21 protein-coding genes and 1 pseudogene are annotated in these 25,526 nt (G+C 71.4%); 10 read left to right on the forward strand and 12 right to left on the reverse strand.

The genetic code is table 11. The features are described 5' to 3' along the window. The first annotated feature begins 39 nt into the window (after positions 1-39). The 3 genes from ADL15_RS33245 to ADL15_RS33255 are packed head-to-tail and all read left to right on the forward strand — an operon-like array spanning position 40 to position 3,273. Positions 40-1,335 (forward strand): PP2C family protein-serine/threonine phosphatase, encoded by a 1,296-nt coding sequence (locus ADL15_RS33245; RefSeq protein WP_067699435.1) that lies wholly within the window; start codon positions 40-42, stop codon positions 1,333-1,335. Between the two features lie 10 nt (positions 1,336-1,345). After that, positions 1,346-2,614, forward strand: a complete 1,269-nt coding sequence (locus tag ADL15_RS33250) for a vWA domain-containing protein (protein WP_067699437.1) — start codon at positions 1,346-1,348, stop codon at positions 2,612-2,614. Further along, positions 2,611-3,273 carry an FHA domain-containing protein gene (locus tag ADL15_RS33255; RefSeq protein ID WP_067699439.1) on the forward strand — a complete coding sequence of 221 codons (663 nt, stop codon included), beginning with the start codon at positions 2,611-2,613 and terminating at the stop codon, positions 3,271-3,273. The genes ADL15_RS33250 and ADL15_RS33255 overlap by 4 nt, the downstream gene beginning before the upstream one ends. A 64-nt stretch (positions 3,274-3,337) precedes the next feature. Here the strand turns inward: ADL15_RS33255 and ADL15_RS33260 are convergent, their stop codons facing one another. Beyond that, on the reverse strand, positions 3,338-3,868 hold the full coding sequence (locus ADL15_RS33260; protein ID WP_067699441.1) for a snapalysin family zinc-dependent metalloprotease: 531 nt from the start codon (positions 3,866-3,868) through the stop codon (positions 3,338-3,340). A gap of 149 nt (positions 3,869-4,017) precedes the next feature. On the opposite strand from ADL15_RS33260, the gene ADL15_RS33265 reads away from it, so the two are divergent. The 3 genes and pseudogenes from ADL15_RS33265 (at position 4,018) to ADL15_RS33275 (ending at position 8,999) form a co-directional block, all read left to right on the forward strand. Next, positions 4,018-6,249, forward strand: a complete 2,232-nt coding sequence (locus ADL15_RS33265; protein WP_067699443.1) for an ATP-binding protein — start codon at positions 4,018-4,020, stop codon at positions 6,247-6,249. Between the two features lie 74 nt (positions 6,250-6,323). Beyond that, a pseudogene (locus ADL15_RS33270) lies at positions 6,324-7,187 on the forward strand (alpha/beta fold hydrolase); the annotation flags it as partial. Between the two features lie 369 nt (positions 7,188-7,556). Further along, positions 7,557-8,999 (forward strand): MFS transporter, encoded by a 1,443-nt coding sequence (locus tag ADL15_RS33275; RefSeq protein ID WP_449369310.1) that lies wholly within the window; start codon positions 7,557-7,559, stop codon positions 8,997-8,999. Between the two features lie 1,486 nt (positions 9,000-10,485). Here the strand turns inward: ADL15_RS33275 and ADL15_RS54570 are convergent. Both ADL15_RS54570 and ADL15_RS55830 read right to left on the reverse strand, forming a co-directional pair. Continuing rightward, a complete protein-coding gene (locus tag ADL15_RS54570) occupies positions 10,486-10,626 on the reverse strand; it encodes a hypothetical protein (RefSeq protein WP_198171116.1) in 141 nt (46 codons plus the stop codon). 702 nt (positions 10,627-11,328) lie between these two features. Continuing rightward, positions 11,329-12,357, reverse strand: a complete 1,029-nt coding sequence (locus tag ADL15_RS55830) for an inositol monophosphatase family protein (protein WP_232344714.1) — start codon at positions 12,355-12,357, stop codon at positions 11,329-11,331. Between the two features lie 85 nt (positions 12,358-12,442). On the opposite strand from ADL15_RS55830, the gene ADL15_RS56615 reads away from it, so the two are divergent. From ADL15_RS56615 to ADL15_RS33300, 3 genes are read left to right on the forward strand one after another with little or no spacing between them, the layout of a single operon-like run. Further along, complete coding sequence (locus ADL15_RS56615) at positions 12,443-13,294, forward strand: TetR/AcrR family transcriptional regulator (protein ID WP_083972072.1); 852 nt, start codon at positions 12,443-12,445, stop codon at positions 13,292-13,294. Continuing rightward, entirely contained in the window at positions 13,291-15,072 is a 1,782-nt protein-coding gene (locus tag ADL15_RS33295) for an AMP-dependent synthetase/ligase (RefSeq protein WP_083972073.1), read from the forward strand. The genes ADL15_RS56615 and ADL15_RS33295 overlap by 4 nt, the downstream gene beginning before the upstream one ends. A gap of 10 nt (positions 15,073-15,082) precedes the next feature. Beyond that, positions 15,083-15,463 carry a VOC family protein gene (locus ADL15_RS33300; protein ID WP_067699448.1) on the forward strand — a complete coding sequence of 127 codons (381 nt, stop codon included), beginning with the start codon at positions 15,083-15,085 and terminating at the stop codon, positions 15,461-15,463. A gap of 51 nt (positions 15,464-15,514) precedes the next feature. Here ADL15_RS33300 and ADL15_RS33305 read toward each other — a convergent pair whose 3' ends face one another. The 4 genes from ADL15_RS33305 to ADL15_RS33320 all read right to left on the reverse strand — a co-directional run bounded on the left by ADL15_RS33305 (position 15,515) and on the right by ADL15_RS33320 (position 21,831). After that, entirely contained in the window at positions 15,515-17,407 is a 1,893-nt protein-coding gene (locus ADL15_RS33305) for an alpha amylase C-terminal domain-containing protein (RefSeq protein WP_067699450.1), read from the reverse strand. 335 nt (positions 17,408-17,742) lie between these two features. Beyond that, a complete protein-coding gene (locus ADL15_RS33310; protein WP_067699452.1) occupies positions 17,743-18,099 on the reverse strand; it encodes an STAS domain-containing protein in 357 nt (118 codons plus the stop codon). Next, positions 18,089-18,928 carry an ATP-binding protein gene (locus ADL15_RS33315; RefSeq protein WP_067699454.1) on the reverse strand — a complete coding sequence of 280 codons (840 nt, stop codon included), beginning with the start codon at positions 18,926-18,928 and terminating at the stop codon, positions 18,089-18,091. Before ADL15_RS33315 ends, ADL15_RS33310 begins: the two co-directional genes overlap by 11 nt. A gap of 140 nt (positions 18,929-19,068) precedes the next feature. Then, positions 19,069-21,831: a DEAD/DEAH box helicase gene (locus tag ADL15_RS33320; protein WP_067699508.1), complete on the reverse strand. Its 2,763-nt coding sequence runs from the start codon at positions 21,829-21,831 to the stop codon at positions 19,069-19,071. Positions 21,832-21,917: 86 nt separating this feature from the next. Here ADL15_RS33320 and ADL15_RS33325 point away from each other — a divergent pair, with 86 nt between their 5' ends. Then, entirely contained in the window at positions 21,918-22,643 is a 726-nt protein-coding gene (locus tag ADL15_RS33325; RefSeq protein WP_067699456.1) for an HAD family hydrolase, read from the forward strand. A 3-nt stretch (positions 22,644-22,646) separates the two neighbouring features. Here ADL15_RS33325 and ADL15_RS33330 read toward each other — a convergent pair whose 3' ends face one another. From ADL15_RS33330 to ADL15_RS33350, 5 genes are all read right to left on the reverse strand, one after another. Further along, positions 22,647-22,841 (reverse strand): hypothetical protein, encoded by a 195-nt coding sequence (locus ADL15_RS33330; protein WP_067699457.1) that lies wholly within the window; start codon positions 22,839-22,841, stop codon positions 22,647-22,649. Between the two features lie 42 nt (positions 22,842-22,883). Further along, the gene (locus ADL15_RS33335) at positions 22,884-23,783 is read right to left on the reverse strand and encodes a diacylglycerol/lipid kinase family protein (protein ID WP_067699459.1); all 900 of its coding nucleotides are present in this window, start codon (positions 23,781-23,783) and stop codon (positions 22,884-22,886) included. 7 nt (positions 23,784-23,790) lie between these two features. After that, positions 23,791-24,750 carry a twin-arginine translocase subunit TatC gene (gene tatC, locus ADL15_RS33340; protein WP_067699461.1) on the reverse strand — a complete coding sequence of 320 codons (960 nt, stop codon included), beginning with the start codon at positions 24,748-24,750 and terminating at the stop codon, positions 23,791-23,793. Positions 24,751-24,759: 9 nt separating this feature from the next. Then, entirely contained in the window at positions 24,760-25,137 is a 378-nt protein-coding gene (gene tatA / locus ADL15_RS33345) for a Sec-independent protein translocase subunit TatA (protein WP_067699463.1), read from the reverse strand. A gap of 138 nt (positions 25,138-25,275) precedes the next feature. After that, positions 25,276-25,518, reverse strand: a complete 243-nt coding sequence (locus tag ADL15_RS33350; RefSeq protein ID WP_067699510.1) for a hypothetical protein — start codon at positions 25,516-25,518, stop codon at positions 25,276-25,278. Positions 25,519-25,526: the final 8 nt, after the last annotated feature.

Below are 25,526 nucleotides of genomic sequence, written 5' to 3' on the forward strand. Positions count from 1 at the left end.
GCTCCCCTGGACAAAGCACCACCTGCGAGAGAAGGCAAGTTGATTCTGACCGAGTGCGACTCGTGCGCCGAGGGGCGTGCCTCCGGCGCCGTGTTCTGCGAGGCGTGCGGGCGCCGGCTGACCGACGCCGCCGGCTCCGCCGACGTTTCCCCCACGGCGGACGGTTCGCTGTCCGGTGCCGGTCCGGCTTCCGGCGAGGCCGATGCCCTTTCCGGTACGGCGGGAAGCGCGGCCGCCGCGAGTCCCGCCGCGGGTGCGGCACCGGCCCGGGGCGGCCGGGACTGCCCGCACTGCGGAACGCCCGGCGCGGTCGGCCCCGAGGGGTACTGCGACGAGTGCGGCATGCTCGCCGGGCGTCCCCGCGACCACACCGAGGCGGACGGCGACGCGGTGGCGGCCGCGGTCAGCGATCGTGGACGGCGGCACCACCGCAACGAGGACGCCATGTGGCTGGCGGTCGGCGCGGACGCGGCCGACGTGGTGGTCTGCGACGGCGTCTCGTCGTCGTTCGACCCGGACGTGGCCTCCGAGGTGGCCGCGAAGGCCGCCGGCGAGCTGCTCGCCCGCGCCCAGCACCCGGACCGGTCCCCCGCGCAGCCCGGCACGGCCGAGGCGCCCGGTGACGAGGCCGCGACCGACGCCGGTGACCCGGACGTCACGCAGCCGCCCGGGGCGGAGCCCGCGCTGCCGATCGCCGAGGTGGTCGGGCTGGCCATCCAGGGTGCCGGCGAGGCGGTCGCCGCGCTGGTCGGCACGGGTGACCCGCGCCGCCAGGCGTCCAACCCGGCCTGCACGATCGTGGCCGCCGCGGTGCGCGGGCCGCACGTCGGCTTCGGCTGGGTCGGCGACAGCCGGATCTACTGGGTGAGCCCGGAGGGTCCGGCCGAGCAGCTCACCGAGGACGACTCGTGGGCCCGGCACGTGATCGCGATGGGCGCCGACCCCCGGGTCGCGATGAACGACCCGAAGGCGCACGCGATCACCGCCTGGCTGGGCGCGGACGCCGGCCGGATCACGCCGCGGGTCGGCGCGTTCACCGCCCGCGTCGACGGTCACCTGGTGCTCTGCAGCGACGGGCTGTGGAACTACCTGGCCGACCCGGCCGACTTCGGCGACGCGGTGCGCTCCGCGCTGCGGGTCGCCACCGGGCCTCGCCCGCTGCTCGAGGCCGCTCGGGCGCTCGTGGCGTACGCAAACTCCGCCGGAGGCGCGGACAACATCACCGTGGCCCTCGTGCCGGTATCCCCGGAGATCCAGGCGGAAGCCGAAGGCGACGCCGAGACGAACGACGTCGGCGAAGCCGGCGAAAACGACACCGAGCCCAGCGAAGCATAAGGAGTAATTCGTGTCCTACAGCGCCGAGGCTTTCCAGAACGAGTACCTCGCGATGGGTGCGAGCGAGGTGAACGCGATCGTCACCGTCACCTCCTCCGGCGGCGACGGTGGCGGGCGCCGAGCCGTCGGGGCGACCGAGGTCATCATCGTCGACGCGTCCGGATCGATGCAGGCCGAGGGCCGGATGCTCGCCGCCCGGCAGGCCGCCAAGGCCGCGGTGAACTGCATCGACGACGGCGTGCGGTTCGCCATCATCGCCGGGGTCAGCACCGCGCAGCAGCTGTTCCCGGACCCCGGGCAGCTGGCCGTGTCCAGCCCGCAGACCCGGGCCGACGCGATCCGCGCGATCGACCGGCTGCAGGCCAGCGGCGGCACCGCGATGGGCGCCTGGCTGCTGCTCGCCGCCCAGCTCTTCGAGCAGCGCCCCGGCGACATCAAGCACGCCATCCTGCTCACCGACGGTGACAACGGCGAACGGTACGGCTACCTCGAGGGCATCCTCGAGCAGATCGCCGGAAAGTTCATCTGCGACTGCCGGGGCGTCGGGACGAACTGGAAGGTCTCCGAGCTCCGCAAGATCGCCACGGCGATGCTGGGCACCGTCGACATCGTCGCCCGCCCGGAGGGCCTGACCGCCTCGTTCGAGCAGATGATCACCGGCGCGATGGGCAAGACCGCCGCGGACGTGCAGCTCAAGGTGTGGACCCCGGTCAACGCCACGGTACGCTTCGTCAAGCAGGTCGAGCCACAGGTGATGGACCTGACCGGCAAGCGGGTCCAGGACGGCCCGCGTGCCGGGCGCTACCCGCTCGGCTCCTGGGGCCAGGAGAGCCGCGACTACCACGTCTGCATCGACGTGCCGGCCGGCAGCTCCGGCGACGAGATGCTGGCCGCCCGGATCTCGGTGGTCGAGGACGACACCGTGCACGCGCAGTCACTGGTCCGGGCGGTGTGGACCGAGGACACCGCGCTCTCCACCCGGATCAACCGGCAGGTCGCGCACTACACCGGGCAGGCCGAGCTGGCCGAGGTGATCCAGGAGGGCATCGTGGCCCGGGACGCCGGCGACGAGCGGACCGCGACCATCAAGTTCGGCCGGGCCGCGCAGCTCGCCCACGAGAGCGGCAACACCGCGACCGAGGACCTGCTGGCCAAGGTGGTCGAGATCGAGGACGCGGCGACCGGGACGGTCCGGCTGCGGCGCAAGGTCAACGTCGCGGACGAGATGGCCCTGGACACCCAGAGCACCAAGACGGTCCGCGTCGGGCGGTCGCAGTGAGTTCGTTCACCTGCCCGAACGGGCACGCCTCGACGGAGGCGGACTACTGCGACACGTGCGGGGCGAAGATCGGCGGTTCCGTCGCTCCTTCCTCGCCGGCCTCCGCTTTGCCCGCCTCGCCCGCTTCTCCCGTTTCGCCTGGTTCGGTCGGGGAGGAATGCCCTCATTGTGGCACGCACCGGGCCGGGGCGGCGCGGTTCTGTGAGGACTGCGGATACGACCACACCACCGGGAAGCTGCCGCAGCTCACCGAGGTGCTGCCGGAGCCGGTGGCGCCCGGGCAGTGGACCGCGACGATGTTCGCCGACGCGGCGTACTTCGCGCTGAACGTGGCCGACGGCGTCACGTTCCCGGCCGATTCCGGCGAGCGGCTCGTCACGCTCGCGCCGCCGCAGGTGCGGATCGGGCGGGCGAGCTCGGCGAAGGGCACCACGCCGGAGATCGACCTGGCCGACTCGGATCCGGGGGCGTCGCACAACCACGCGCTGCTCACCCTGAACATCGACGGGGTGTGGCTGGTGACCGACCTGGGTTCGACGAACGGGACGTACATCAACGACGACGAGCAGCCGCTGACGGCGGGGCAGTCGCGGGCGCTGAAGGACGGCGACCAGGTGCACGTCGGGATCTGGACGACGCTGACGATGCACGCGCCGTAGTTCTTGGCGGTCCGGGCCTTTTGTCCGGGCCGGCCTTCTCGGCCGGCCCGGGGTCCGTTTCTGGTCAGCCGACCCAGGCGTAGGCGGACGGGGCCACCGTCGCCGAGGTGGCGAAGCTGCGGTTGACGGTCGCCGCCTCGGTGGCGTTCGGGTTCGGGTTCGTGCAGCTCACCGGCGCGCTGCTGCCGGACATCAGGTCGGCGCAGAGCCCGGTCCGGCGGTCCGGCAGGCCGAGGATGTGGCCGAACTCGTGCGCGGCGATCCGCGGCTTGTAGTACCCGTCGTTCACCGCTTCCCGGCCCATGTACCAGTAGCCGTTGCCGAGCGACGTGGTGTAGGTGCGCGGCCAGCCGTTGTCGGCGTACACCCGGATGTTCGGGGTGCGCCCGGCGGTCACCGGCTCGAGGCGGACGTTGGTGACCCGGGCGTTCCAGATCTGCGCGCCCTGGTTCACCACCGCGATGAACTCCTGCGCCTGGCTGGCGTCGTAGTAGAGCACCTTGACCGCGGCCTGCGCCGGCGTGGCCCCGGCCAGCTGCACGCCGGCCAGCGCGAACACGGCGACCAGGGCGGCGGCGACTCTTCGCAACAGCATCGATGTCTCCTTCAGGGGGATTGAGGGATGTGTCGACCCTACGATCGACACTGATGGATATCGATGCATTCGCCCATACCAGTCCGCACCTGAGTAGCACGTGATGTCCGCCGCTGCGCGATCGTGTGCGGATGGTGTTCCCTTGTCCCGTGTCGGAGTTCGGGAGCAGGTTGCGGGAGCTGCGGCACGCCGCCGGGTTGACCATGGAGCAGCTCGCCGAGGCGTCCGGGGTGAGCGCCCGCGCGATCAGCGACATGGAACGCGGGCACAGCCGGGCGCCGCAGACCCGTACCCTCGCTGCCCTCGCTCGCGGCCTCGGTCTGGAACCGGAACAGCTCGGTGAGCTGGAGGGCGAAGCCCGACAGCAGCGGTCGCAGGCCGGCGGGCGACCCCGGCTCTGCGAACTCCCCCGGGCGATCAGCGACTTCGTCGGGCGCGCCGACGAGCTGGACCGGATGCGCCGGCACGCGCTCGCCGGCCTCGGCCCGGCACCGGTCGCGGTGGTGCACGGGCAGCCCGGCCTCGGCAAGACCGCCCTCGCGGTCCGCCTCGCCGACCAGCTCCGCGACCGCTACCCGGGCGGCCTGCTCTACCTCGACCTGCGGGGCACCGACGCGGAGCCGGTCGCCACCGGTGACGCGCTGCTCCGGCTGCTGCGCGCCCTCGAGGTCGGCTCGCGGCGGATCGCCGAGACCGACGACGAACGCTCCAGCCAGCTGCGCGCGGTCCTGCGCGACCGGCGCTGCCTGCTGGTGCTGGACAACGCCGGCAGCGAGGCCCAGGTCCGGCCGCTGCTGCCCAGCGAGGGCGAGTCCCTGGCCGTGGTGACCAGCCGCCGGGTGCTCGGCGGGCTGGAAGGGGTGGAGCGGATCGCGCTGACCCCGCTCGCACCGCACGAGTCCGCCGCGCTGCTGCGGGCGATCGCGGTGCAGGCCGCCGACCCGCGGGCCGCCGCCGAGGTGGAGGCGGTCGCCCGGTACTGCGGGCACCTGCCGCTCGCGCTGCGGATCGCCGGCACCCGGCTGGCCACCCGCCCGGCCTGGACCGTCGAGCACCTGGTGACCCGGCTCGCCGACGCCGACCGGCGGCTGGCCAACCTGTCCACCGGTGACATCGGGGTGGCCACCGCGTTCGCGCTGTCGCACGCCCAGCTCGGCAAACCGGCCCGGGAGCTGTTCCGGCGGCTCGCGCACGTGCCCGGGGTGGACTTCGCGGCCACCCTCGCGTCGGTGCTCACCGGCGCCCACCTCGACGACGCCGCCGACGGCCTGGACGAGCTGGTCGACCTGGGCCTGCTGCAGCCGTCCGGGCCGGACCGCTACCGGTTCCACGACCTGATCCGGCTCTTCGCCGGGGAACGGCTGCGCAACGAGGAGCCGCCCGGCACCCGGGCGGCCACCGCGAAACGGATGTCCGACTGGCTGCTGACCACGGCGATCGTCGCGGGCCGCTGGTTCGAGCCCGGGTACGGCAGCCTGCCGGACGGCTGGACCGGACTGGTCGCGCCGGCCGGCGAGGAGGAGGCGGACGCCTGGCTGCAGGCCGAACGCACCAACTGGCTCGGCGCGCTCCGGTCCGCCTCCCGCGGCGGGCAGTACCAGCTGGTCGTGGACGTGGCCGAGGCGATGCACTGGTATTCCGACAAGTACGTCCGCTCCGGCTACTGGTACGAGGTGTACGGCCTGTCCCGGGCGGCCGCCGCCCAGCTCCCGGACCGGCGGCAGGAGGTCACCCACGTCAACTACTTCTCCTGGGCGGCCACCCACTGCCGGGGCCGGCCGGACGAGGGCGCCGAGATCGCACTGGACGCCCACCGGGTCGCGGTCGAACTGGGTGACGTCAAGGAACAGGCCTGGGCGCTGCGCTACGCCGGCGACGCGTGGCGGCACGCCGGTGACGACGAACGGGGGCTCGCCGCCTGCCGCGAGGCGCTCCGGCTCTTCGACGTCGCCGGCGACCACGACGGGTACGTCCAGGCCCAGCTCGGCGTCGCCCGCGGGATCAGCAACCTGGGCCGGTACCACGAGGCGATCACCGAGTGTTTCGCCGTGCTGGAGCAGATCGAGCTCCGGCCGGTCGCCGCCCGGCCCGCACTGAGCGCGCGGGTCTGCGCGCACACCATCGCCACCGAGGCACTGGCCGAATCGGGCCGCTGGGCGGAGGCGCTCGTCGAGGCCGAGCTGGCCCTGCCGTTCGCGGCCGAGTACGGCTACGCGGGCTACCTGGGCGAGCTGCACCTGACGATCGGGCGCGCCCGGATGGCGCTCGGCCGGCGCGACGAGGCCCGCCCGTCCCTGCGGATGGCCGTGGAGCTGCTGATCGAGAAGCGGTACCGGGGGCGGAGCGAACTGGCCCAGCGTTCGCTGGCCGAGCTCGGCTGACGATCCGCACGCAGAAGTTCTGCATATCGTTCTGCGTGGTTCAACGGCGCATGGGTTGATTACATGGGAGTACGGCGCCGACCGGCGCTCGCCACGAAAGGATCCCCATGAGCTACGTGACCACCTCGGACGGCACGAACATCTACTTCAAGGACTGGGGCACCGGTCGCCCGGTCGTGCTCAGCCACGGCTGGCCGCTCAACGCGGACAGCTGGGAGGCGCAGCAGCTGTTCCTGGCGCAGAACGGCTACCGGGTGATCGCGCACGACCGTCGGGGCCACGGCCGGTCGGACCAGACCTGGACCGGCAACGAGATGGACACCTACGCCGCCGACCTGGCCGCCGTCATCGACCACCTGGACCTGCAGGAAGTCACCCTGATCGGCTTCTCCACCGGTGGTGGCGAGATCTCCCGCTACATCGGCAACTACGGCACCGCGCGGGTCGCGCAGGCCGTGCTGGTCTCGTCGGTGCCCCCGCTGATGCTGAAGACCGAGGACAACCCGGGCGGCCTGCCGATCGAGGTGTTCGACGGCATCCGCGAGGGTTCGCTCAAGGACCGCGGCCAGCTGTACCAGGACTTCGCCGCCGGCCCGTTCTTCGGCGCCAACCACGGCATCGAGATCTCGCAGGCCGCGAAGGACTCGTTCTGGCTGCAGGGCATGTCCGGCGGGCACCACAACACGTACGAGAGCATCGCCGCGTTCTCGGCCACCGACTTCCGCGGTGACCTGGCCAAGTTCGACGTCCCGACCCTGGTCATCCACGGCGACGACGACCAGGTCGTGCCGTTCGAGGTGGGCGGCAAGGCGTCCGCCGCGCTGATCAAGGGCGCCGAGCTGAAGGTGTACGCGGGTGCCCCGCACGGCATCACCGACACGCACAAGGTGCAGCTCGGCGAGGACCTGCTGGCGTTCCTGAACACGTACGGCGCCTGATTTTATCGGGGTGCGGAGATGCCTGGCCGTGGCTAGGCTTCCCCGCACTTCCATTTCCGCCCGCTTGCGGGCGGATTCACCCTCCCGCCTCGTCGCGGGGTTCGTCCTCCCGCCTCGTCGCGGGGTTCGTTCTTAGATGAAGGAGTGAGCATGCGCCTCCACATGGACACGGTCGCCGCTTCGCCGCGGGAGCGCGCCGTCCGCTAGACGCCGTCCGGCGCCGCCTCCTCGCCGCGAGCGGTCCTCACCGACCGTTCATCCTTGGCTCGAGGAGCACTTTTGCCTGCCCTGCTACGCCCGCGCCTCGGCGCGGGTTTCGCACGTCTCTGGACCGCCACGGCGGTCTCCAACCTGGGCGACGGGGTCACCATGGTGGCCGGCCCGCTGCTGCTCGCCACGCTCAGCGACAATCCCGCGCTGATCGCCGGCGGCGCCTTCGCCGCGCAACTCCCCTGGTTGCTGTTCGCGCTTCTCAGCGGCGCATTCGTGGACCGTCTGGACCGTCACCGCCTGCTCGTCACGGTCAACCTGCTCCGCGGCGCGATCCTCACGGTGGTGGCCCTGGCGGTGGCCACCGGCACCGCCTCGGTCCCGCTGGTCTACGCCTCCTGGTTCCTCCTGGGCATCGGCGAAACCCTGGCCGACACCGCCTACGGCGCCCTGCTCCCGTCGGTCGTCCCACCGGAGAACCTGGAACGCGCCAACGCCCGCCTCAGCGCCACCTTCACCGTCGCCAACCAGTTCGCCGCCAAACCTCTCGGCGCCTGGCTCTACGGCACGGCCGCAGCAATCCCGTTCGGCCTGGACGCCGCGAGCTTCGTGGCTGCGGCAGCCCTGATCACCACCCTGTCCGCCCGCAGTCGCTCAGCCACACCTCCGATCCCGTCCCCGCACTACCGCGCTCCCCTGCCGCCAACCAGCAATCCCTCCCCACCGGACTGCAATCCCCGCACACCAGCCGCGCCCCGCGACCAGCTTGCAGACCAGGACCCTGCCGCACCGAACGGCAGCCGCCCTTCAGCACCGACCACGGACCGCGCCCCGCTGCCGGTCCACAACCCGCCGGCCCACCGCACCCCCTCCACGACAAGCCCGGAAACCACCCCGTCCGCGGACAGCAACCCCGCCGCGCCGGAACCGGTGCGCGGTCTGCGGGCGGACATCGCCGAGGGCCTGCGCTGGCTCTGGCAGCATCGCCTGCTGCGGGTCCTCACCCTGGCGATGGGCGTCGCGAACGTCGCCTTCTGCGCGGCCTTCGCGGTCTTCGTGCTCTATGCCCGGGACCGCCTCGGCCTGTCCGACATCGGCTACGGCTTCCTCCTCACCACGTTCGCGGTCGGCGGCCTGGCCGGCGCCGGCCTCGCGACCCGGCTGTCCCACCGCTTCGGGACCGCTACCGTCCTGCGCGCCGGCCTGATCGTCGAGGCGCTCACCCACCTGACCCTGGCGATCACCACGAACCCCCTGGTAGCAGGCGGCGCCATCGTGATCTTCGGAGTGCACACGACGGTATGGGGCGTACTGGCCTCATCGATCCGGCAGCGCATCGTGCCGGACCGTCTGCGAGGCCGAGTCGGCAGCGTCCACGCCCTGCTGGAAACCGGCGGCGCGGCCCTCGGCTGGCTGCTCGGCGCGGTGCTGACCCAGTTCTGGGGAATCACCACACCGTTCTGGCTCGCAGCGTCCGCCATGGTCACGGTAGCCATCGCAGCCTGGCACCCACTAGCCGCCACCACCCCCCGATCCCCGCACAAAACCAGCCTCCCCGACCCCGGCCCACCACCGATCCCAGCCCATGATCCCGGCCCTTGATCCCGGCGCTCGAATCTGACCACCTCACCAAGTCCAGCCACCAACGGCCTCTAACGCGCCCCTGACCTCAGCAAACTCTGATCTCAACGCGTTCCTGACCATCAAGCCCACCACTGACCCCGGCGCATCCTCCGCAACCCAATGCACCTCCGACCTCCAACGCGCCCCTGGCTTCAGCGCACCCCCGAAGCCAGGGGCGCTCCTGTCCTCCAGCTCGCCGATAACCCCCGCGCCGCTCCAATCCCGACGCACCTCCGGACCCCACGCACCTCCGAACCCCACGCACCTCCGGAACCGACGCAGCCCTGCCCCCCGGGACCGCTCAGAACCCGGCGCCGCTCAGAACCCAGCCCACCTTCAGCCCCAGCGCAGCCCAGACTCTGAAGCAGCCTTTCCCCGGCGCCGCCGGGCCCCCGCCGCCCTGGCTCCGGCACTGCCCTGAACGCGGCGCACCTTTGATCCCAGCGCAGCGCTGATCCTGGCGCGCGCCCGGCCATCAGCACCCGACCCGCCGCCCTGCCACCAGCACCCGACCCGCCCATCGGCACGGCACCTGCCCCACCGGCCAGGCGCGCGCTGGCCTCATCCATCGCCAGCCCAGCCTTCCGCGGTCGCCGCGCCCCCAGTCCACCGGACGAACCGCGATTTAAATGACAACCAAATACTTGCAGAACCGCATCATGATCGCCATTAAATCGCACTGCCAAATAATGCGCACTCTTACCGCCCCTAAGACGCGGAACATGATTGCGGAAACCTAGAGAATGGCATGATCGAATACTGACATGACGCATTGACGGTCCGGAAGAATGAACGCATGACACAGCTATCGTTGTTCACCAGGGCCGAAATCAAAGAGATGCGCGACCGCACCGCCTCGCGCAGGTACTCAGCTGCCAGCGAGAAGTTCCGGCGCGACCACGAGCGACACCGCGAGTGGGGTCTGCAGCGCCGCCACGCCGAGCGCCTGCGCCTCATAGAGCTGTCCCGCGCCGCGCCCGGCCCAGCGGCCACGTCAAGGCCGGCTCCAACCCGACCGCCGTCCCCGCCATCACCGGGCACCACACAGCCTCGGGCTCCCCGACCGGCGGAAGGCCAGCCAGTCCCCCGCACCGAGAAACCCCGCACCTGGACCCGCTCCCACGGCCGCACCTGCGCGGGCGACCACGAGCGCCCGCGCACAAGCGAGCCTGACCCAAAGCTGCCGCCCGACACGATCGACATGCCGGCAGACACGATCGACGAAGGAACGCCCGCCTCCTCTGACCGGCCTGCGCCCACCGACCCGGCCTCGGTTCCGGCTTATCCCAGACCACCACTCAACACATTCCGACCAGCTCAGACCCACCGGCAACGCCCCGATCCTGGACGCCTCGGCCCAGCAAGCAGCTGTCAGGCCCGGTTCCAGCCGGAATGTCGCGGGCCGACCCGGTGCCGTCGTCGCGGCCCGGCGCGACAACGGACAGCCAGGCCGCCGCCTTCCCCGTCAGCTCACCGCCGCCTTCCCCGCCAGCTCGCCGCCGTCGACCAGCCAGTCGAGCAGGTTCTTCAGGCTGCCGGGCCAGGACGTGAAAGGCAGGCGGGCGGCACGAGTCCGCCTTTCGGTGACCGACTCTGCCTTTTTCATATCTCGCGGATTTAACATTCAACGGCGTCGCTCGTCACCGGGTTCCACTGGAGACAAAAGGGGGCAGATTCCCCATTTGAGCGTCGCCGCGAGAATGGTGGGTGGCGAAGATCGTGGGCAGCTTTGGATAAAAGCAGGTCTGCCGCCAGCAACGGGTGTGCTGACGACAGACCTGCGAATGAGCTGCGGCCGCGGGAAGCGGGGACCGGAGGGGTGTCAGGTGGCGGGTTGGTGGCGGGTGTTTGTCGGGGCCCAGGCGCAGGCGAGGACCGCTACCCCGGCGAGGACCGCTACCAGGATCAGGCCGATCAGCATGAGGAGGGTGTGGGAGCCGAGGTTGTCGGCAGCGGGTGCTATCGGGTTGGGGTGGTCCAGGCGGGCGGCCAGCCAACCTCTGGAGGCCAGGGCGGCCAGCGGGGCGCCGGTCAGGCGCAGGAAGGGCTGGACAGGCGCAGGAAGAGCTGGACAGGGAGCATGGCGGCCAGCAGGGCCGGTGGGGCCAGAGTGACCAGGAGCAGCTGGATGGCTTCGATGCCCAGGTTGAAGCCGCGCAGGATCAGGGCCAGCCGCAGGCCGTCACCGCGCCGAGCATCAGCACCGTGGCGCTGGCGAGACCGGCCCAGTGACGGCGGGCAAGAGAGGGGGTCACGTGATCACTCCAGTCACAGAAGAAGAGGTCACGTTAAGCCGCTTAAAAACCTATCAAACTGGCATATCCACGTTTTCTCCGCGAAGGAGACGCAGCGACTCGTCCAGCAGTTGCGGACTGCTGGCGAACACGAAGGCTCCCGTGCCCGGTCGTTCCTGGCCGTTGAGCCCGCGGTACACCCCGCCCGCCTCCGGGATGATCACCGAGCTGGCCGCGAAGTCCCAGATCTGCCCACTGGTCTGCACCGCCACGTCCAGGTCACCCTGCGCCACCAGCAGCGGCGGGTGCACCGGCCACGGCTGCTCGGCGGCCACCCCGAGCAGCGGCTCGGCCACCTCCCGCCCCCAGTCCAGCGGCACCACCCCGAGCCGGCTCCCGGCCACACCGTCGCGCGCGGCCGCCACGTGGATCCGCTCCACGTCGACCAGCCGCTCGGCAGCACCAACCCCGCCCCAACCCCCGGGAGGAACGCCCGGCGAGGAGGAGTGGGAATCGGCAGAAACCGAAGAAGGGGTGAAAGGGGCAAGGGACACGGCGGGAGTGAGGGGGTCAGCGCCAGAGGCGGAAGACGGAACAGAGGGCGCAAGGAGGGCGGCGGCAGCAGCGGGGACGGCGGAGGCAGGAACGGCGGGACCGGCAGGGGAGGCAGGGGCTGCGGCGTTGAACAGGGCTCGGGCGCGGAAGGCGCCTCGGCCGCGCTCCGCCCACCAGGCCAGGCCCTGCGCCGGGACCACCTGGACCCCCACGGTGACCTCGCCGTCCACCTCGAGGGCGATCAGCACCAGCCACCGGTTGTCGCCGCGGACGAACAGTGCCGTTCCGTCGATCGGGTCGATGATCCAGCGGCGGCCGTTGCCGCCGCTCGCCGTCTCGCCGTGTTCCTCGCCGAGGATCGCGTCCGCCGGGCGGGCGGCGGTCAGCACGGCACGGATGGTGTCCTCGACGGCACGGTCGGCCATGGTCACCACGCTGCCGTCCTTCTTGCGCTCCTGCGGCAGGTCGGCGATCACCGCGAAGTGGCGGAGCGCCTCGGTCGCGCCGGTCAGTGCGGCCCGCTGGGCCAGTTCCAGGTCCGTCTCCACCAGCCCATCCTGCCGGGTCCGGAGCAGGACTTGTCGGGTGACGGCAGAACGGCGTGGGAAGGTTGGAGTAACAACGCGTACTCAGATGGGACCCAGCGTGCCGGACCGGATCGCCAGTGGCGTCGTCTTCACGACCCCGCCGTCGCTGCCCCGGGGCCGGCACGAGCTCACCCGCGAGCAGGTCAGCACCGCGCAGCGCGAGAAGATGCTGATCGCCGCGACCGAGCTGCTGGCCGGCGAGGGCTACCGGGGCTTCGGCGTCCGGGAGATCTGCGCGCGGGCGGCGGTGTCACGGGCCGCTTTCTACGAGAGCTTCGCCGACAAGGACGCCTGCGTCTACGCGGCTTACGACCGGTTCATCGAGGTGTTCCTGGCCCGGCTGGCCGCGGACGCCGGGACCGCCCGGGACTGGGCCGGGGTGGTGGGCGGGTTCGTCACGGCCTACCTCGGGACGCTGGAATGGGATCGGGTCGCGGCCCGGGCGTTCCAGGTGGAGATGGACGCCCTCGGGCGGCCGGCGCGGCAGCGCCGCCGCCAAGCCGTCGAGCGTCTCGCCGGATTCATCCGTGACCTGCGGGAACAAAAGTTTCCCGGTGACGGTCCGGCCGCACCGCTGAGCGCCTTCGTTGGCGCGATCTACGCCCTCCGCCAGATCGCCTCGGACGCCTTGGACAGCGGAAGCAGCACTAGCGGACGCAGCGCGCCCGGAAGCAGCATGACCGGAGGCAGCACGACCGGAAACAGCACGAGCGGACGCGACAGCGCGACCGGAAGCAGCACGACCGGAAGCGACAGAAACGGCGGCGACCCGCGCGGAGACGACGCCGCGCCCGACGACAACGCGACCGGAAGCGACCACCAAGACACCACCGACCTACTAGCCCTGGCACCGGAACTGACGATCTGGCTGACCCGGATGGTGGAGGAGCCCAGATGACCGAGACCTGCACCGCGCCGGCCGCCGAGCAGGACCTGCTGAAACGGCTGCGTGAGCACGAGCCCGCCTCGTTCGGCGCCATGTTCCTGGAGCGGGCCGCCACGCAGCCGCAAGCCGTCGCCTACCTGCGCCCCGGCCCGGACGGTTGGCAGCCGCAGAGCTGGTCACAGACCGCGCAGACGGTCACCGAGATCGCCGCCGGCCTGATCGATCTCGGACTGCAGCCGGAGGACCGGGTCGCGATTGCCAGCGGTACCCGGGTCGAGTGGATCGAGGCGGACTTCGGTGTGATGTGCGCCGGGGGCGCGACCACCACGGTCTACCCGTCGTCGTCGGCCGAAGAGGTCGCGCACATCCTGACCGATTCCGGCAGCCGGTTCGCGATCGTGGAGAGCGCCGCGCACCTCCCGAAGATCCTCTTCGAGGGCACGCCGGTCGAGCGGGTGGTGCTGATCGACGGCGACGCGGACGATCCGCGGGTACAGACCCTCGCCGCGCTGCGCGCGCTCGGCCGCACGCTCCTGGAGGGCGATCCCGACCGGGTCACCTCGACAACCTCTCGGGTACGACCTGACGACCTGGCCACCCTGATCTACACGTCCGGCACGACCGGCCTGCCCAAGGGTGTCCGGGTCGCCCACTCCGCGTGGATCTACCAGGGCCTGGCGATCGAGGCGATGGGCATCGTGCACCCGGACGACCTGGGTTACCTCTGGCTGCCGCTGTCGCACGCGTTCGGCAAGGCGCTGCTGAGCTGCCAGCTGTCGGTCGGCTTCCCGTTCGCGGTGGACGGTGACGTCAGCAGGATCGTGCAGCGCCTCGGCGAGGTCCGGCCGACCATCATGCCGGCCGTCCCGCGGATCTTCGAGAAGGTGTACGCCGCGGTCAGCGCGTCCACCGGCGTACAAAAACTGCTCTTGAACTGGGCCGTCGGGGTCGCGGACCGCAAGAAATCCGGCCTCCGGTTCCGGGTGGCGGACCGCCTGGTCCTGGCGAAGGTCCGGGCGCGGTTCGGCGGCCGGATGCGCTACTTCATCTCCGGCGCCGCCGCGCTCTCCCCGGACATCGCCCGCTGGTTCGACGCGATCGGCCTGCCGATCGCGGAGGGTTACGGCCTCACCGAGTCGTGTGCGACGACCATCTTCAACCGGCCGGACCGCCCGGAGTACGGCACGGTCGGCATGCCGCTGCCCGGCACCCGGGTGAAGATCGCCGAGGACGGTGAGATCCTGCTCAACGGCCCCGGCATCATGCAGGGCTACCACGGCCTCGACACGGAAGACGTGCTCAGCGACGGCTGGCTGCACACCGGGGACATCGGCGAGATCACCGAGCGTGGCTCGTTGCGCATCACCGACCGTAAGAAAGACCTGATCAAGACGTCGAACGGCAAGTACGTCGCACCGCAGGCGATCGAGGCCCGGTTCAAGGCGATCTGCCCCCTGGCCGGCCAGTTCGTGGTGCACGGTGAGAAGCGCAAGTTCATCACCGCGCTGATCGACCTGGACCCGGACGAGGCCGCGAAGTGGGCCGATGCGCACGGCCTCGCCGACGCGCCCTACGCCGAGATCGCCGGGTCCGCCGCACTCCGCGCGGATCTTCAAACATGTGTCGACCGGTTGAACGAGACGCTCAACTCCTGGGAGACGATCAAGAAGTTCGCCGTGCTGGACCGCAATCTGACCGTCGAGACCGGCGAGTTGACGTCGTCGCTGAAGCTGCGCCGCCGGGTGGTCGAGGAGCAGTACCAGGCCGAATTGGACAGTCTCTACAACTAAGGTCGACGGCATGCATCGAAGCCGGTTGTACGGACTGTTCATGGACACCCCGGAGGGCGAGGCGGCCGCCGCGAGCACCTTCTGGGCCTCGGCGCTCGGTGGAGCCGTCGAGCCGATCCCCGAGGAGCCGGAGTTCACCCGGATCGCCGGGGTGTTCCCGGGCCTGGCGGTGGACGTGCAGGCGGTGCACGACACGGCCCGCTACCACGTCGACATCGAGACCGACGACGTCGACGCGGAGACCGCCCGGCTGCTGAGCCTGGGCGCCGAGCTCTCCACCGACCACGGCGGCCACAAGATCCTGCGGGCGCCGGGCGGGCACCTGCTCTGCGTGGTGCCGGTGCAGAGCTCGGGTGATCTGTTCGCCACCGAGGCGAAGACCTGGCCGTAGCCGGGACGGCGGTGACGCGCGAGACCACCACGGGCTCCCGGGCGACATCGGTCAGTCAGCCTTGAAGATCAGCAGACCGTTGGCGGGGATGGTCATGGCGGCCCACGGATCGGCCGTGATCATCCCGGCGTTGCCGGCGACCTGCGGGTTCGGGAAGTGGTCGAAGTAGTCGCTGTTGAAGACCTCCCGCCAGCGGCCCGGGCGCGGGAAGGCGAGCCGGTAGTCATACAGCGTCGACTCGCTGAACGTCAGCACCACCGTCACCTCCTCGCCCCGGGGAGAGCCACGGCGGAACGCGAGGACCCGGTTCGCCTCGTCGACGTGCAGGATCTCCAGGCCCTCGGAGCGCAGGGCGGGCAGCGCGCGCCGCAGCCGGATCAGCTCGCGGGTGCAGCGCAGGAAGTCGGCCATGTGCCGGTCCGCGCCGAGCGCGCCGTCCCACCAGATCAGCCGGTCGCTGCGGCCCGGGCTGTCCGACCAGAGCTTGTCCTCGAGGAACTCCTGGCCCATGAAGATCATCGGGAGGCCGGGCGCGGTCAGCAGCAGGCCGGTGGCGACCCGGGAGCGGCTGCGGGCATACCAGGACCGCGGGTTCGACCCGTCGGCGAGCCGGGCGATCCGCGGCGCCCGGTGATCGTCCATGTCCAGCACCAGATCGTGGTTCTCCAGGCAGTTGTACGAGCGCCAGGTCTCCCCCTCGACGCGCAGCCCGTCCGCGATCCGCCCGACCCCGGCGCCCCGGTCGGCGACCACGCCGCGCACCGCGTCCCGCAGCCGGTCGGCGTAGTGCACGTCGAAGCCCATCCCGCCGGGCGGCGGCTGCACGGCCAGCCGGCGGTCCTGCCCCCAGTACTCGGCGATCTGCACGGCCTGCGGTTTGGCCGCCCGCAGCGTCCCGGTCAGCTCCTGGCAGAACCCCCTGCCGCCCATCGCGTCGATCACCGTGACCTCGTCGAAGCGCAGCCCGTCGCCGTGGTACTCGTCGAGGAACATCAGCGCGTTCGCGGTCAGGAACTCGCGCACCGGCGCCCGGTCGAAGGCGAACACGCGCCCACCGGCCCACATCTGCCCGGAGAAGTACGCGTTGTTGTCCGGCCCCGGCCCGGCCGGCAGGTCGATGTAGTCCAGGCTCTGCGGATCGAGGCCGCCACCGGCGTGGTTGTAGACCACGTCGAAGATCACCGCGAGGCCGTAGAGGTGGCAGACGTCGACGAACGCCTTGAGCTGGCTGGCCTGCCCGGCGAGCTGCTCGTGCTTGAGCGGCCCGGCGCCGCGGGCGGCGAGCAGCTCGTTGACCACGTCCAGGTAGGGCGCCAGCGCCTGCGGGTCGACGCAGTAGTCCATCTCCGGGGAGAACAGGTCGGTGCCGTTGTAGCCGAGGCTCCACTCCCCCTGGAACTCGTTGACCGGCAACGGCTGCACCGCGGTCACCCCGAGATCGGCGAGGTAGGGCACCCGCTGCACCGCGTCGAGCAGCTTCGCGGTGCGGTGCGCCCGCCGGTCGCGCCCGGACCGGTCACTCGCCGCGAACACGCCGACGTGGAACTGGTAGACGATCAGGTCGGCGAAGTCCGGCGGCCGCCAGTCCCGGTCGTGCCACGGGTAGACGCGGTCGTCGACGACCAGGGCGTCACACTCGGGGTATCCGTACAACTCCAGCTCACGGGCCTGCGGGTCGCGTTTGAAGCCCTCGCCGCCGGTGCCGAGCACGTAGAAGCGGTATTTCGTGCCGGCCTCCACGCCGGGGAAGAACCCGGTCCAGTCCCCGGTCGCCGGATCCTTGACCAGCTCGTCGTCCGGGTCGGGCAGGTAGGTGAAGACGCCGTCGAGCGCCACGTACACCCGCTGCGCGGCCGGCGCCCAGAACCGGAACGCCACGCCACCGTCCACCAAGGTCGCACCGCGCGGCGTGCCGGCGGTGATGTGCTCCTGCGAAGCCGCCATCCCCTCACGCTAGAAGCCGGCCCACGGAACCTCCGTCAGCTGCCCGACAACCCCATTTTTTCGGTACGCACACGGAGCGCCCGACCGCAGGCTACGAGCCGAGTCCCGGGCTGGTCTCGCGCGAGACCGCGGCCGCCCCGGACCGCAGCGCGCGTTCGGGTCCCGGCTGGCGCTCAGGGGTGCTTCGCACCCTCGGAGACACCCCTGGAAGCCAGCCGGCGGCGGTGAGACGCGCGGCGGTCCGGGCCACCCGCGGACGGGCGCTCCGCCGGCGTACCGAAAAGTCGGCGTACCAAGAAGTCGGCGTACCGAAAAGTCGGCGCGCCGAGATGGGGTCAGTCGAGGCGGAAGAGGTCGGTGGCCTGGGTGGCGCGGAGCAGCCACCGCAGGTGTGGCTGGGGGTTGCGCAGGTGGCAGGTGGCGTTGCGGGCGCCGGCCACGCAGCGGGCCGCCACCAGCATCCGCAGGCCGGCCGCGTCGCAGAAGTCCACCTCGGCCACGTCGATGTGGATCTGGCGGACCGGGGCGGCCAGGCCGAGCACGTCGTAAACCCTGGTCAGGTCGTAGAGCTGGGTCTGCAGGGCGGTCACCGACATGGCGTCCAGACTGCCCTGCAACTGGATCATCAACCGGTCGCCCTGGCGGGCGCCGGCGATCCGGGTGCCCGCGAAAGCGGGCGGATCAGGGCTCATGTCGCCCTCCCTCCGAGCGGTCGCGGAGGATCGCCCAGACCAGTTTGCCGCCACGGGCCGGCATCGCACCCCACGCCGAGGCCGCCGCTCCCACGATCCGCAAGCCGAGACCGCGGTCGGTGAGCGACGGCCCGAGTGGGCCCGGCACCGGGTCGCGGATCTCTGGCAGCGCCGGGTGACCGTCGTAGATCGCGAGGTGCAGGGCCGCCGAGCCGCCGGTGCCCCGCGGCGACACGATCACCTCGATGTCGGTGCCGGCGTGTTCGGCGGCGTTGACCACCAGCTCGGACGCCACCAGCAGGCCGCGCTGGCGCAGGTGGGCGAGGTCCCAGCCCCGGCAGGCGTCGCTGACCAGGGACCGGGCCAGGGCCGCGGCGGCCGGGTCGGGCGGCAGGGCAAGGTGCATCCGGTCGATCAGCGGGCGCCGGTCGGCCAGCGCGGCGTGGGCCTGCTGGACCGACGCGTACGTCACCAGGAAGTCGCGGGCGCCGAGACGCCGCAGCCGGCGGGCGAGCGGGATCGGCGCCGGCAGGCACACCGCGATCGCGATCGGCGGCTGCATGGCGGCGCCCTGCGCGCACAGGGTGAGCCAGAGCGGCACGCTGACCGCGCGCGGGTCGGCGAGCCGGTGCAGGTCGACGATCATGCCGGTCGGGTGTTCGGCCAGGCACTTGTCCAGCACGGTACGGGCCTTCCAGGACAGTTCCCGGTCCCAGCGCCCGGTCAGCGTCACCTCGATGATCGCGGTGTCCGGGTCGATGACGGCCTTCACCGAGGTGTCGGTCACGGGCTCGGACCACCCGATCAGATGTGGCGAGTCCGCTGCCATGTCACCTTCTTCCGGCAGACGTGCTCCAACGACATCCATCACTGTCGCCCGCTATTCTTGAATTGTCCCAAAGACCCCGTCAACGCAGATTCATCATGCGCGGATGATCCTGGGGCCCGGTCCGCTCCGGGCCCCGCTCCTCAGAGGCCGCTGTGGTACGCCAGCACGCCCCGGTTGATCGCGGTGATCGCCTTACGGGCGGTGTCCTTGACGCTCGGCGACGCCGCCGACGCCTCCCGGATCTGACCGAGCAGGTCGAGCACCTGGCGCGCCCACCGGACGAAGTCACCGGCCGGCATGTCCGCGTCGTACTGGTGGCCGCTGGCCAGGACCTTGGCGAGCGGCTCGCCCCGGGCCCAGCGGACGATCGGCCAGACGAAGCCCGGGTCGGGCTCACGGGTCAGGGTCAGCCCGTGCTCGGCCTCGTCGGCCGCGATCTCGCCCCACAGCTTGGCGCAGGCGTCGACGGCCGCGGCGATCGGGCCCTTCGGCACCGAGGCGCGGTCCTCACCCTCGCGGCGGGACTCGTAGAGCACCATGGACACCGCGGCGGCCAGCTCGTCGGGCTCGAGGCCGTCCCAGGCGCCCTGGCGCAGGCACTCGGCGACCAGCAGGTCGGCCTCGGACCAGATCCGGCCCAGCATCCGGCCGGCCTCGGTGACCTCGCCGTCGGCGGAGAGATAGCCCCGGGCCGCGAGCACCGCGCAGACCTGGTCGAACGTGCGGGCCAGCGAACCGGTCCGCCCGGCCACCTTGTCGCGCAGCGCGTCGGTGTCGCGCAGCAGGCGGTGCCGGCGCTCCGCCCAGCGGGCGTGGTCCTCCCGCTCCGGGCAGCCGTGGCACGGGTGCTGGCGCATCTGCACCCGCAGCAGCGCGATCTCGGCGTCCTCACCCGGGGCCGGACGGTTGCGGCCGCCCCTGCGGCGGTCGGTGTGCCGGTCCAGGCCGGTCGCACTGATCTGGGCGGCCAGGTCGCGGCGGGCGCCCGGGGAGCGGTGGTTGAAGTTCTTCGGCACCCGGAGCCGGGCCAGCACCTCGGCCTCGCCGCCGAACTCGGCCGGGCTGACCCGGCCGGCCCAGCGGTCCTGGGTGAGCACCAGCGGGCGGGGCTCACCGAACCCGCTGGCGGCCGGCTCGAGCACGACGGCCAGCCCGGCCCGCCGGCCGTTCGGCACCCGGATCACGTCGCCGGCGCGGAGCTTCTCCAACGAGTCGACGGCGGCCGAGCGGCGCTGCGCCACACCCTGCCGGGCCATCGACTTCTCCCGGTCGGCGATCGCGACCCGGAGCCCGAAATACTCGTCGAAGTCGCCGTGGTGGCAGGCGGCGTCCTCGCCGTACGTCTGCATGGTCTCGACGTTGCGCTGCACCTGCCGCGCCAGGCCGACCACCGAGCGGTCCGCCTGGAACTGGGCGAACGACGACTCGAGCAGCTCGCGGGACTTGTCCGCGCCGACCGTGCCGACCAGGTTGACCGCCATGTTGTAGGACGGGCGGAACGAGGACCGCAGCGGATAGGTGCGCGTGGAGGCCAGCCCGGCCACGTGCCGCGGGTCGACCTCGGGGCTCCAGAGCACCACGGCGTGGCCCTCGATGTCGATGCCGCGACGCCCGGCCCGGCCGGTGAGCTGGGTGTACTCCCCCGGGGTCAGGTCGACGTGCGCCTCGCCGTTGAACTTGACCAGGCGCTCCAGCACCACGCAGCGGGCCGGCATGTTGATGCCCAGCGCCAGCGTCTCGGTGGCGAAGACTGCCTTGACCAGGCCGTTGAGGAAGCACTCCTCGACCGCTTCCTTGAAGGCGGGCAGCATGCCGGCGTGGTGCGCGGCGACACCCCGCTCGAGGCCGTCGAGCCACTCCCAATAGCCCAGCACCGAGAGGTCCTCGGCCGGGATGCTGGCCACCTTGACCTGGGCGATCTGCCGGATCGCGGCGCGCTCCTCGTTGTTGGTCAGGCGCATGCCGGCGTTGAGGCACTGCTGGACCGCGGCGTCACAGCCGGCCCGGCTGAAGATGAACAGGATGGCCGGCAGCAACCCGGCCTTGTCCAGCCGGTCGACCACCTCGTGGCGCGGCGGCGGCTGCCAGCGGCGGCCCCGGTTGCCGCCGCCCTTCCACCCGGTGTTGGCGCGCTCGCCGAGCTCCATCCGGCGTTCCATCTCGCGGGTGTAGCGCAGCAGCTCCGGGTGCACGTCGTGTTTCTTCGCCGCGTCGGCGTCGTGGAACAGGTCGAACATCCGCCGGCCGACGAGCATGTGCTGCCAGAGCGGGACCGGCCGGTGCTCGCTGACCACCACCTCGGTCTCGCCGCGGACGGTGACCAGCCAGTCGGCGAACTCCTCGTAGTTGCTCACCGTGGCGGAGAGCGACACCAGGGTGACCGAGGACGGCAGGTGGATGATCACCTCTTCCCAGACCGCGCCGCGGAACCGGTCGGCGAGGTAGTGCACCTCGTCCATCACCACATACGCCAGGTTCTTCAGCGCGGACGACCCGGAGTAGAGCATGTTGCGCAGCACCTCGGTGGTCATCACCACCACCGGGGCGTCACCGTTGATCGCGTTGTCGCCGGTGAGCAGGCCGACCTTGTCGGCGCCGTAGCGGTCGACCAAGTCGTGGTATTTCTGGTTGGAGAGCGCTTTGATCGGCGTGGTGTAGAAGCACTTGCGCTGCCCCGAGGCGAGCGCCAGGTGCACCGCGAACTCGCCGACGACCGTCTTGCCGGCGCCGGTCGGCGCGCAGACCAGCACGCCGTTGCCGCGCTCGAGCACCTCACAGGCCGCCCGCTGGAAGTCGTCGAGGTCGAAGCCGACATCGAGCATGAAGTCGGTGAGCTCCGGGAACTCGGCGACTCGCGCCGCCCGCCGCTTGGATTCCGCATACCGTTCGGCGGGACTAGTCATGAACACCAGGTTAGTTCGCCCGTATGACAATTTGCAGCACGGTGGTGGCCGTCGGGCGGAGATCCGGGCATCGGTAAGGTGCACGAGTGCCGCATGCCACCGAACCTGCCCAGTCCGCGCGGCTCGTGGAGGCCGTGCTGTTCGACTTCCACGGCACTCTCGCCCAGGTGGAAGACGCGGTGACCTGGGTCGTCGCGGCTGCCGCGGCCTGTGGCGCGCAGCTCGAACGAGCGAAGGCCACCATCCTGGCCGACCGTCTGGTGACCGCCGGGCGCGCCGGTGGGCCGCTGCCCTATCGGGTGCCGCCGCACCTGGCCGAGCACTGGGCCGATCGTGATCTCTACGAGCACAGCCACCGGGCCGCGTACACCGGGCTGGCCTCGACCGTGCAGACCGACGTCGTGGGCCTCGCCGAGGCGCTCTACGCCCGGCTGCTGGTCGCCGACGGCTGGTTGCCGTATGCGGACACCGAGCCCACGCTGCGCACGCTGCACGGCGCCGGGATCAAGGTGGCGGTGGTCAGCAACGTCGGGTTCGACATCCGGCCGCACTTCGCGCACTGGGGCCTGGACTCGCTGGTCGACACGTTCGTGCTGAGCTATGAGGTGGGCCGGACGAAACCGGACCCGGCGATCTTCCTGCGCGCCTGCGGTCTGCTCGGCGCTGATCCGGACCGGACACTGATGGTGGGAGATTCGGCGGCGGACGCCGGTGCGGTCCAGGCCGGCTGCGCCACTCTCGTGCTGCCGGCCGCGGAGCCGGGCCGCAGCAACGGGCTGGGCGCGTCGCTCGCGCTCGCCGGTTGTGTCTAGCCGTCAGAGGTAGCGGTCGAGGACGGTGCCGCGGCGGCCCTTGCCGCCCGTCACCGGGGTGGCCGCGTCGGTGCCGGACTCCGCGCTGGTCGCCGCGGTGGCCATCGCCTTGAGCGCCTCGCGGGCGCTGCCGAGCACCGAGTTCGCCATGGCCGACATCGAGGAGTTGCCGCTGCGGGCGATCGTGTTCGTCGTCATGCCCTCAGATTCGGGTCGCCCCGGGGGAATCTGACCCTTGGCTCAACAGAGCAACCGGATCGCACCCGGGACAACTTTCATGTCCAGCGGCAGCGGGCCGAGCCGCTCCCCGTCCGCGTACCCGATGATCCCGTCGGCCACGACCCGCACGTGCCGGCCGCGCAGCAGGTGGACCCGTGGATCGGTGACGTGGGTGCCGCCGCGCAGGCGGGGTTTGAGCCGGGTCAGCCCGGTGCGCCCGAGCGGGCTGGCCCAGATCACGTCGAGCAGCCCGTCGGCCGGGTCGGCGTCCGGCAGGATCCGCATCCCGCCGCCGTAGCTGGCCGCGTTACCGACCGCGACGATCTCGGCCCGCACGGTCCGCACCTCGCCGTCGACCTCGAGGGTGTAGGTGCGGGCCCGCAGCCGGGCGAGTTCGAGGAGGATCGCCAGGTCGTAGCGGCGCGGGCCGCGGGGCCAGACCATCCGGTTGGCGCGGTCGTTGACCAGGGCGTCGAAGCCGGCCGCCAGGACCGCGCAGAACCAGCGTTCGCGTCCGGCGGCGTCGGCGGTCCGGACCGCGTCGATCCGGTGGTCCCGGTCCGCGACCAGGGCCGCGGCGATCCCCTCCGCAGATTGCAGCGGATCATGTGGTACGCCCACAGCGCTCGCGAAGTCGTTCCCGGTCCCGCCCGGCACCACCCCGAACCCGACCGCCCGTCCCGCGACGGCCTGCAGCACCCGGTGCACGGTGCCGTCCCCGCCGACCGCGACCAGCGCCACCGCCCCGCCGTCCACGGCCCGGTGGCAGGCCTGCTCGGCAGCGGTCCCGCTGTCCGCCTCGAGGAGCCGCACCGGATGCCCGGCAGCCCCGAGCGCCTGCACCACCCCGGGAAGCACACCGCGGTGCCGTCCGCGCCCCGCCCGGGGGTTGGCCAGCACCGCGATGAAACCGTTCGCCACCGTTCAGCTATGTCATGTCGTCGAAGCGGCGCTCCAGCGAGGCAGGCCGTTCCACCGGGGTGGGTCCGTCGACCGGCGTGGGCGTCTCGATCGGGTCGGAGGCGCCGACCGGGACACGCTCCTCCTCGAGGGTGGAGATCGCGTCGTCGTCGAGGCCCGCGTAGATCTCCTTGCCGACACCCTTGCGGCGGTCGTTGAGGAACGAGATCCCGACGGCCACGAAGTAGAGCGCGACGATGCAGGCCGCCAGCAGGCTCATGCCGAACGGGCCCGGGTCGGGAGTGGCGATCGCGGCGAACGCGAACGACAGGAAGACCACCGCGCGCCACCAGCTGAGCAGCCGCTTGGCCGAGACCACGCCGGTGAAGTTGAGCATCAGCAGCAACAGCGGGAACTCGAACGCGATGCCGAACAGCATCAGCATGTTCATCACGAAGCCGACGTAGGACGTGACCTCGAGCTTGGTCGGGGCGCCCAGCACACCGGCGTCCATGATGAAGGCCAGGCTGTGGCCGATCACGAAGTAGGCCAGCACCACGCCGGCGCTGAACAACGGCACGGCGATCGCGACGAAGACGTAGGCCCACTTGCGCTCGTGCCGGTGCAGACCGGGTGCCACGAACGCCCAGAGCTGGAAGAGCCAGACCGGCGCGCCGACCAGCAGGCCGACCCACAGCGAGATCTTCAACCGCAGCATCAGCTGGTCGGTGACCGCCAGCGTGATGAACTCGCAGCTGCCGGTGGTGTCGTTGATCGAGCTGGGCAGCGCGCAGTACGGAGCCTTCAGGATGCCGAAGACCCACTGGGAGATGATGAAGCCGACGATCAGGCCGAGGACGACCGCGATCGAGGCGATGAAGAGCCGGTTGCGCAGCTCCCGGACGTGCTCGATGAGCGTCATCGAGCCGTCGGAAGCCTGCTCGAACTTGCTCGGCCCCTTGTTACGGCGCAGGCTCAGAGAAGCCATCGCCCGGGGTCAGCGGTCGTTGGTGCGCTGCACCGGGTCGACGTAGGGCTGCGCCGGCGGCGGCTGCGGCGGCTGGTAGCCCGGCTGCGGCGGCTGGTAACCCTGCGGCGCCGGCGGGGGCTGCTGCTGGTAACCCGGCTGCTGGTACCCCGGCTGGTAACCGGGCTGCTGCACATCACCCTGGATCGGCTGGCGCGAATACTGCGCGTCGGCCTTCTCCGCCAGGTTGTCGGTGCTGCCGTCATCAACGAGACCCTTGGTCTCCGCCTTGATGATCCGCAGCGAGCGCCCGAGGGAACGCGCCGCATCCGGCAGCCGCTTCGCGCCGAACAGCAGCACAAGCACGACGACGAGAATGATGATGTGCCATGGCTTGAGGGCGCCCATGGGATTGACTCCAAGTCGGTCGGATCAGGTTGCGGGGTCCATCGTACGTGTCAATTCCGGCGATCCGGCATGCCGGAACCTGCGAGATTCTTACGGATCCGCTTTGCGGCCCGGACAACGGGGCGCTAACGACGCACTTCACTTGCCGCGGTTGGCCTTGATCTGTTCGAGGTGGTCCTGTGCCTGCTCAGCGCGCTGCTGCAGGCCGAGCACGGTCTGCTGCAGTTTCTCCGCGCCGGACTGCACGCGCAGCGCCTCCTCCTGACGCAGCTGCAACCGGCGAGCCGCCCGGTTCAGCCCGGACAACCGGCCCAGCAGCCGCAGACCGGCGAGGACGAGCACGAGCACAGCGATGACCACGACGGCGATCCAGACCCACATCAGCACCG

Source organism: Actinoplanes awajinensis subsp. mycoplanecinus, from assembly GCF_001509495.1.
Classification (GTDB): Bacteria; Actinomycetota; Actinomycetes; order Mycobacteriales; family Micromonosporaceae; genus Actinoplanes; species Actinoplanes palleronii.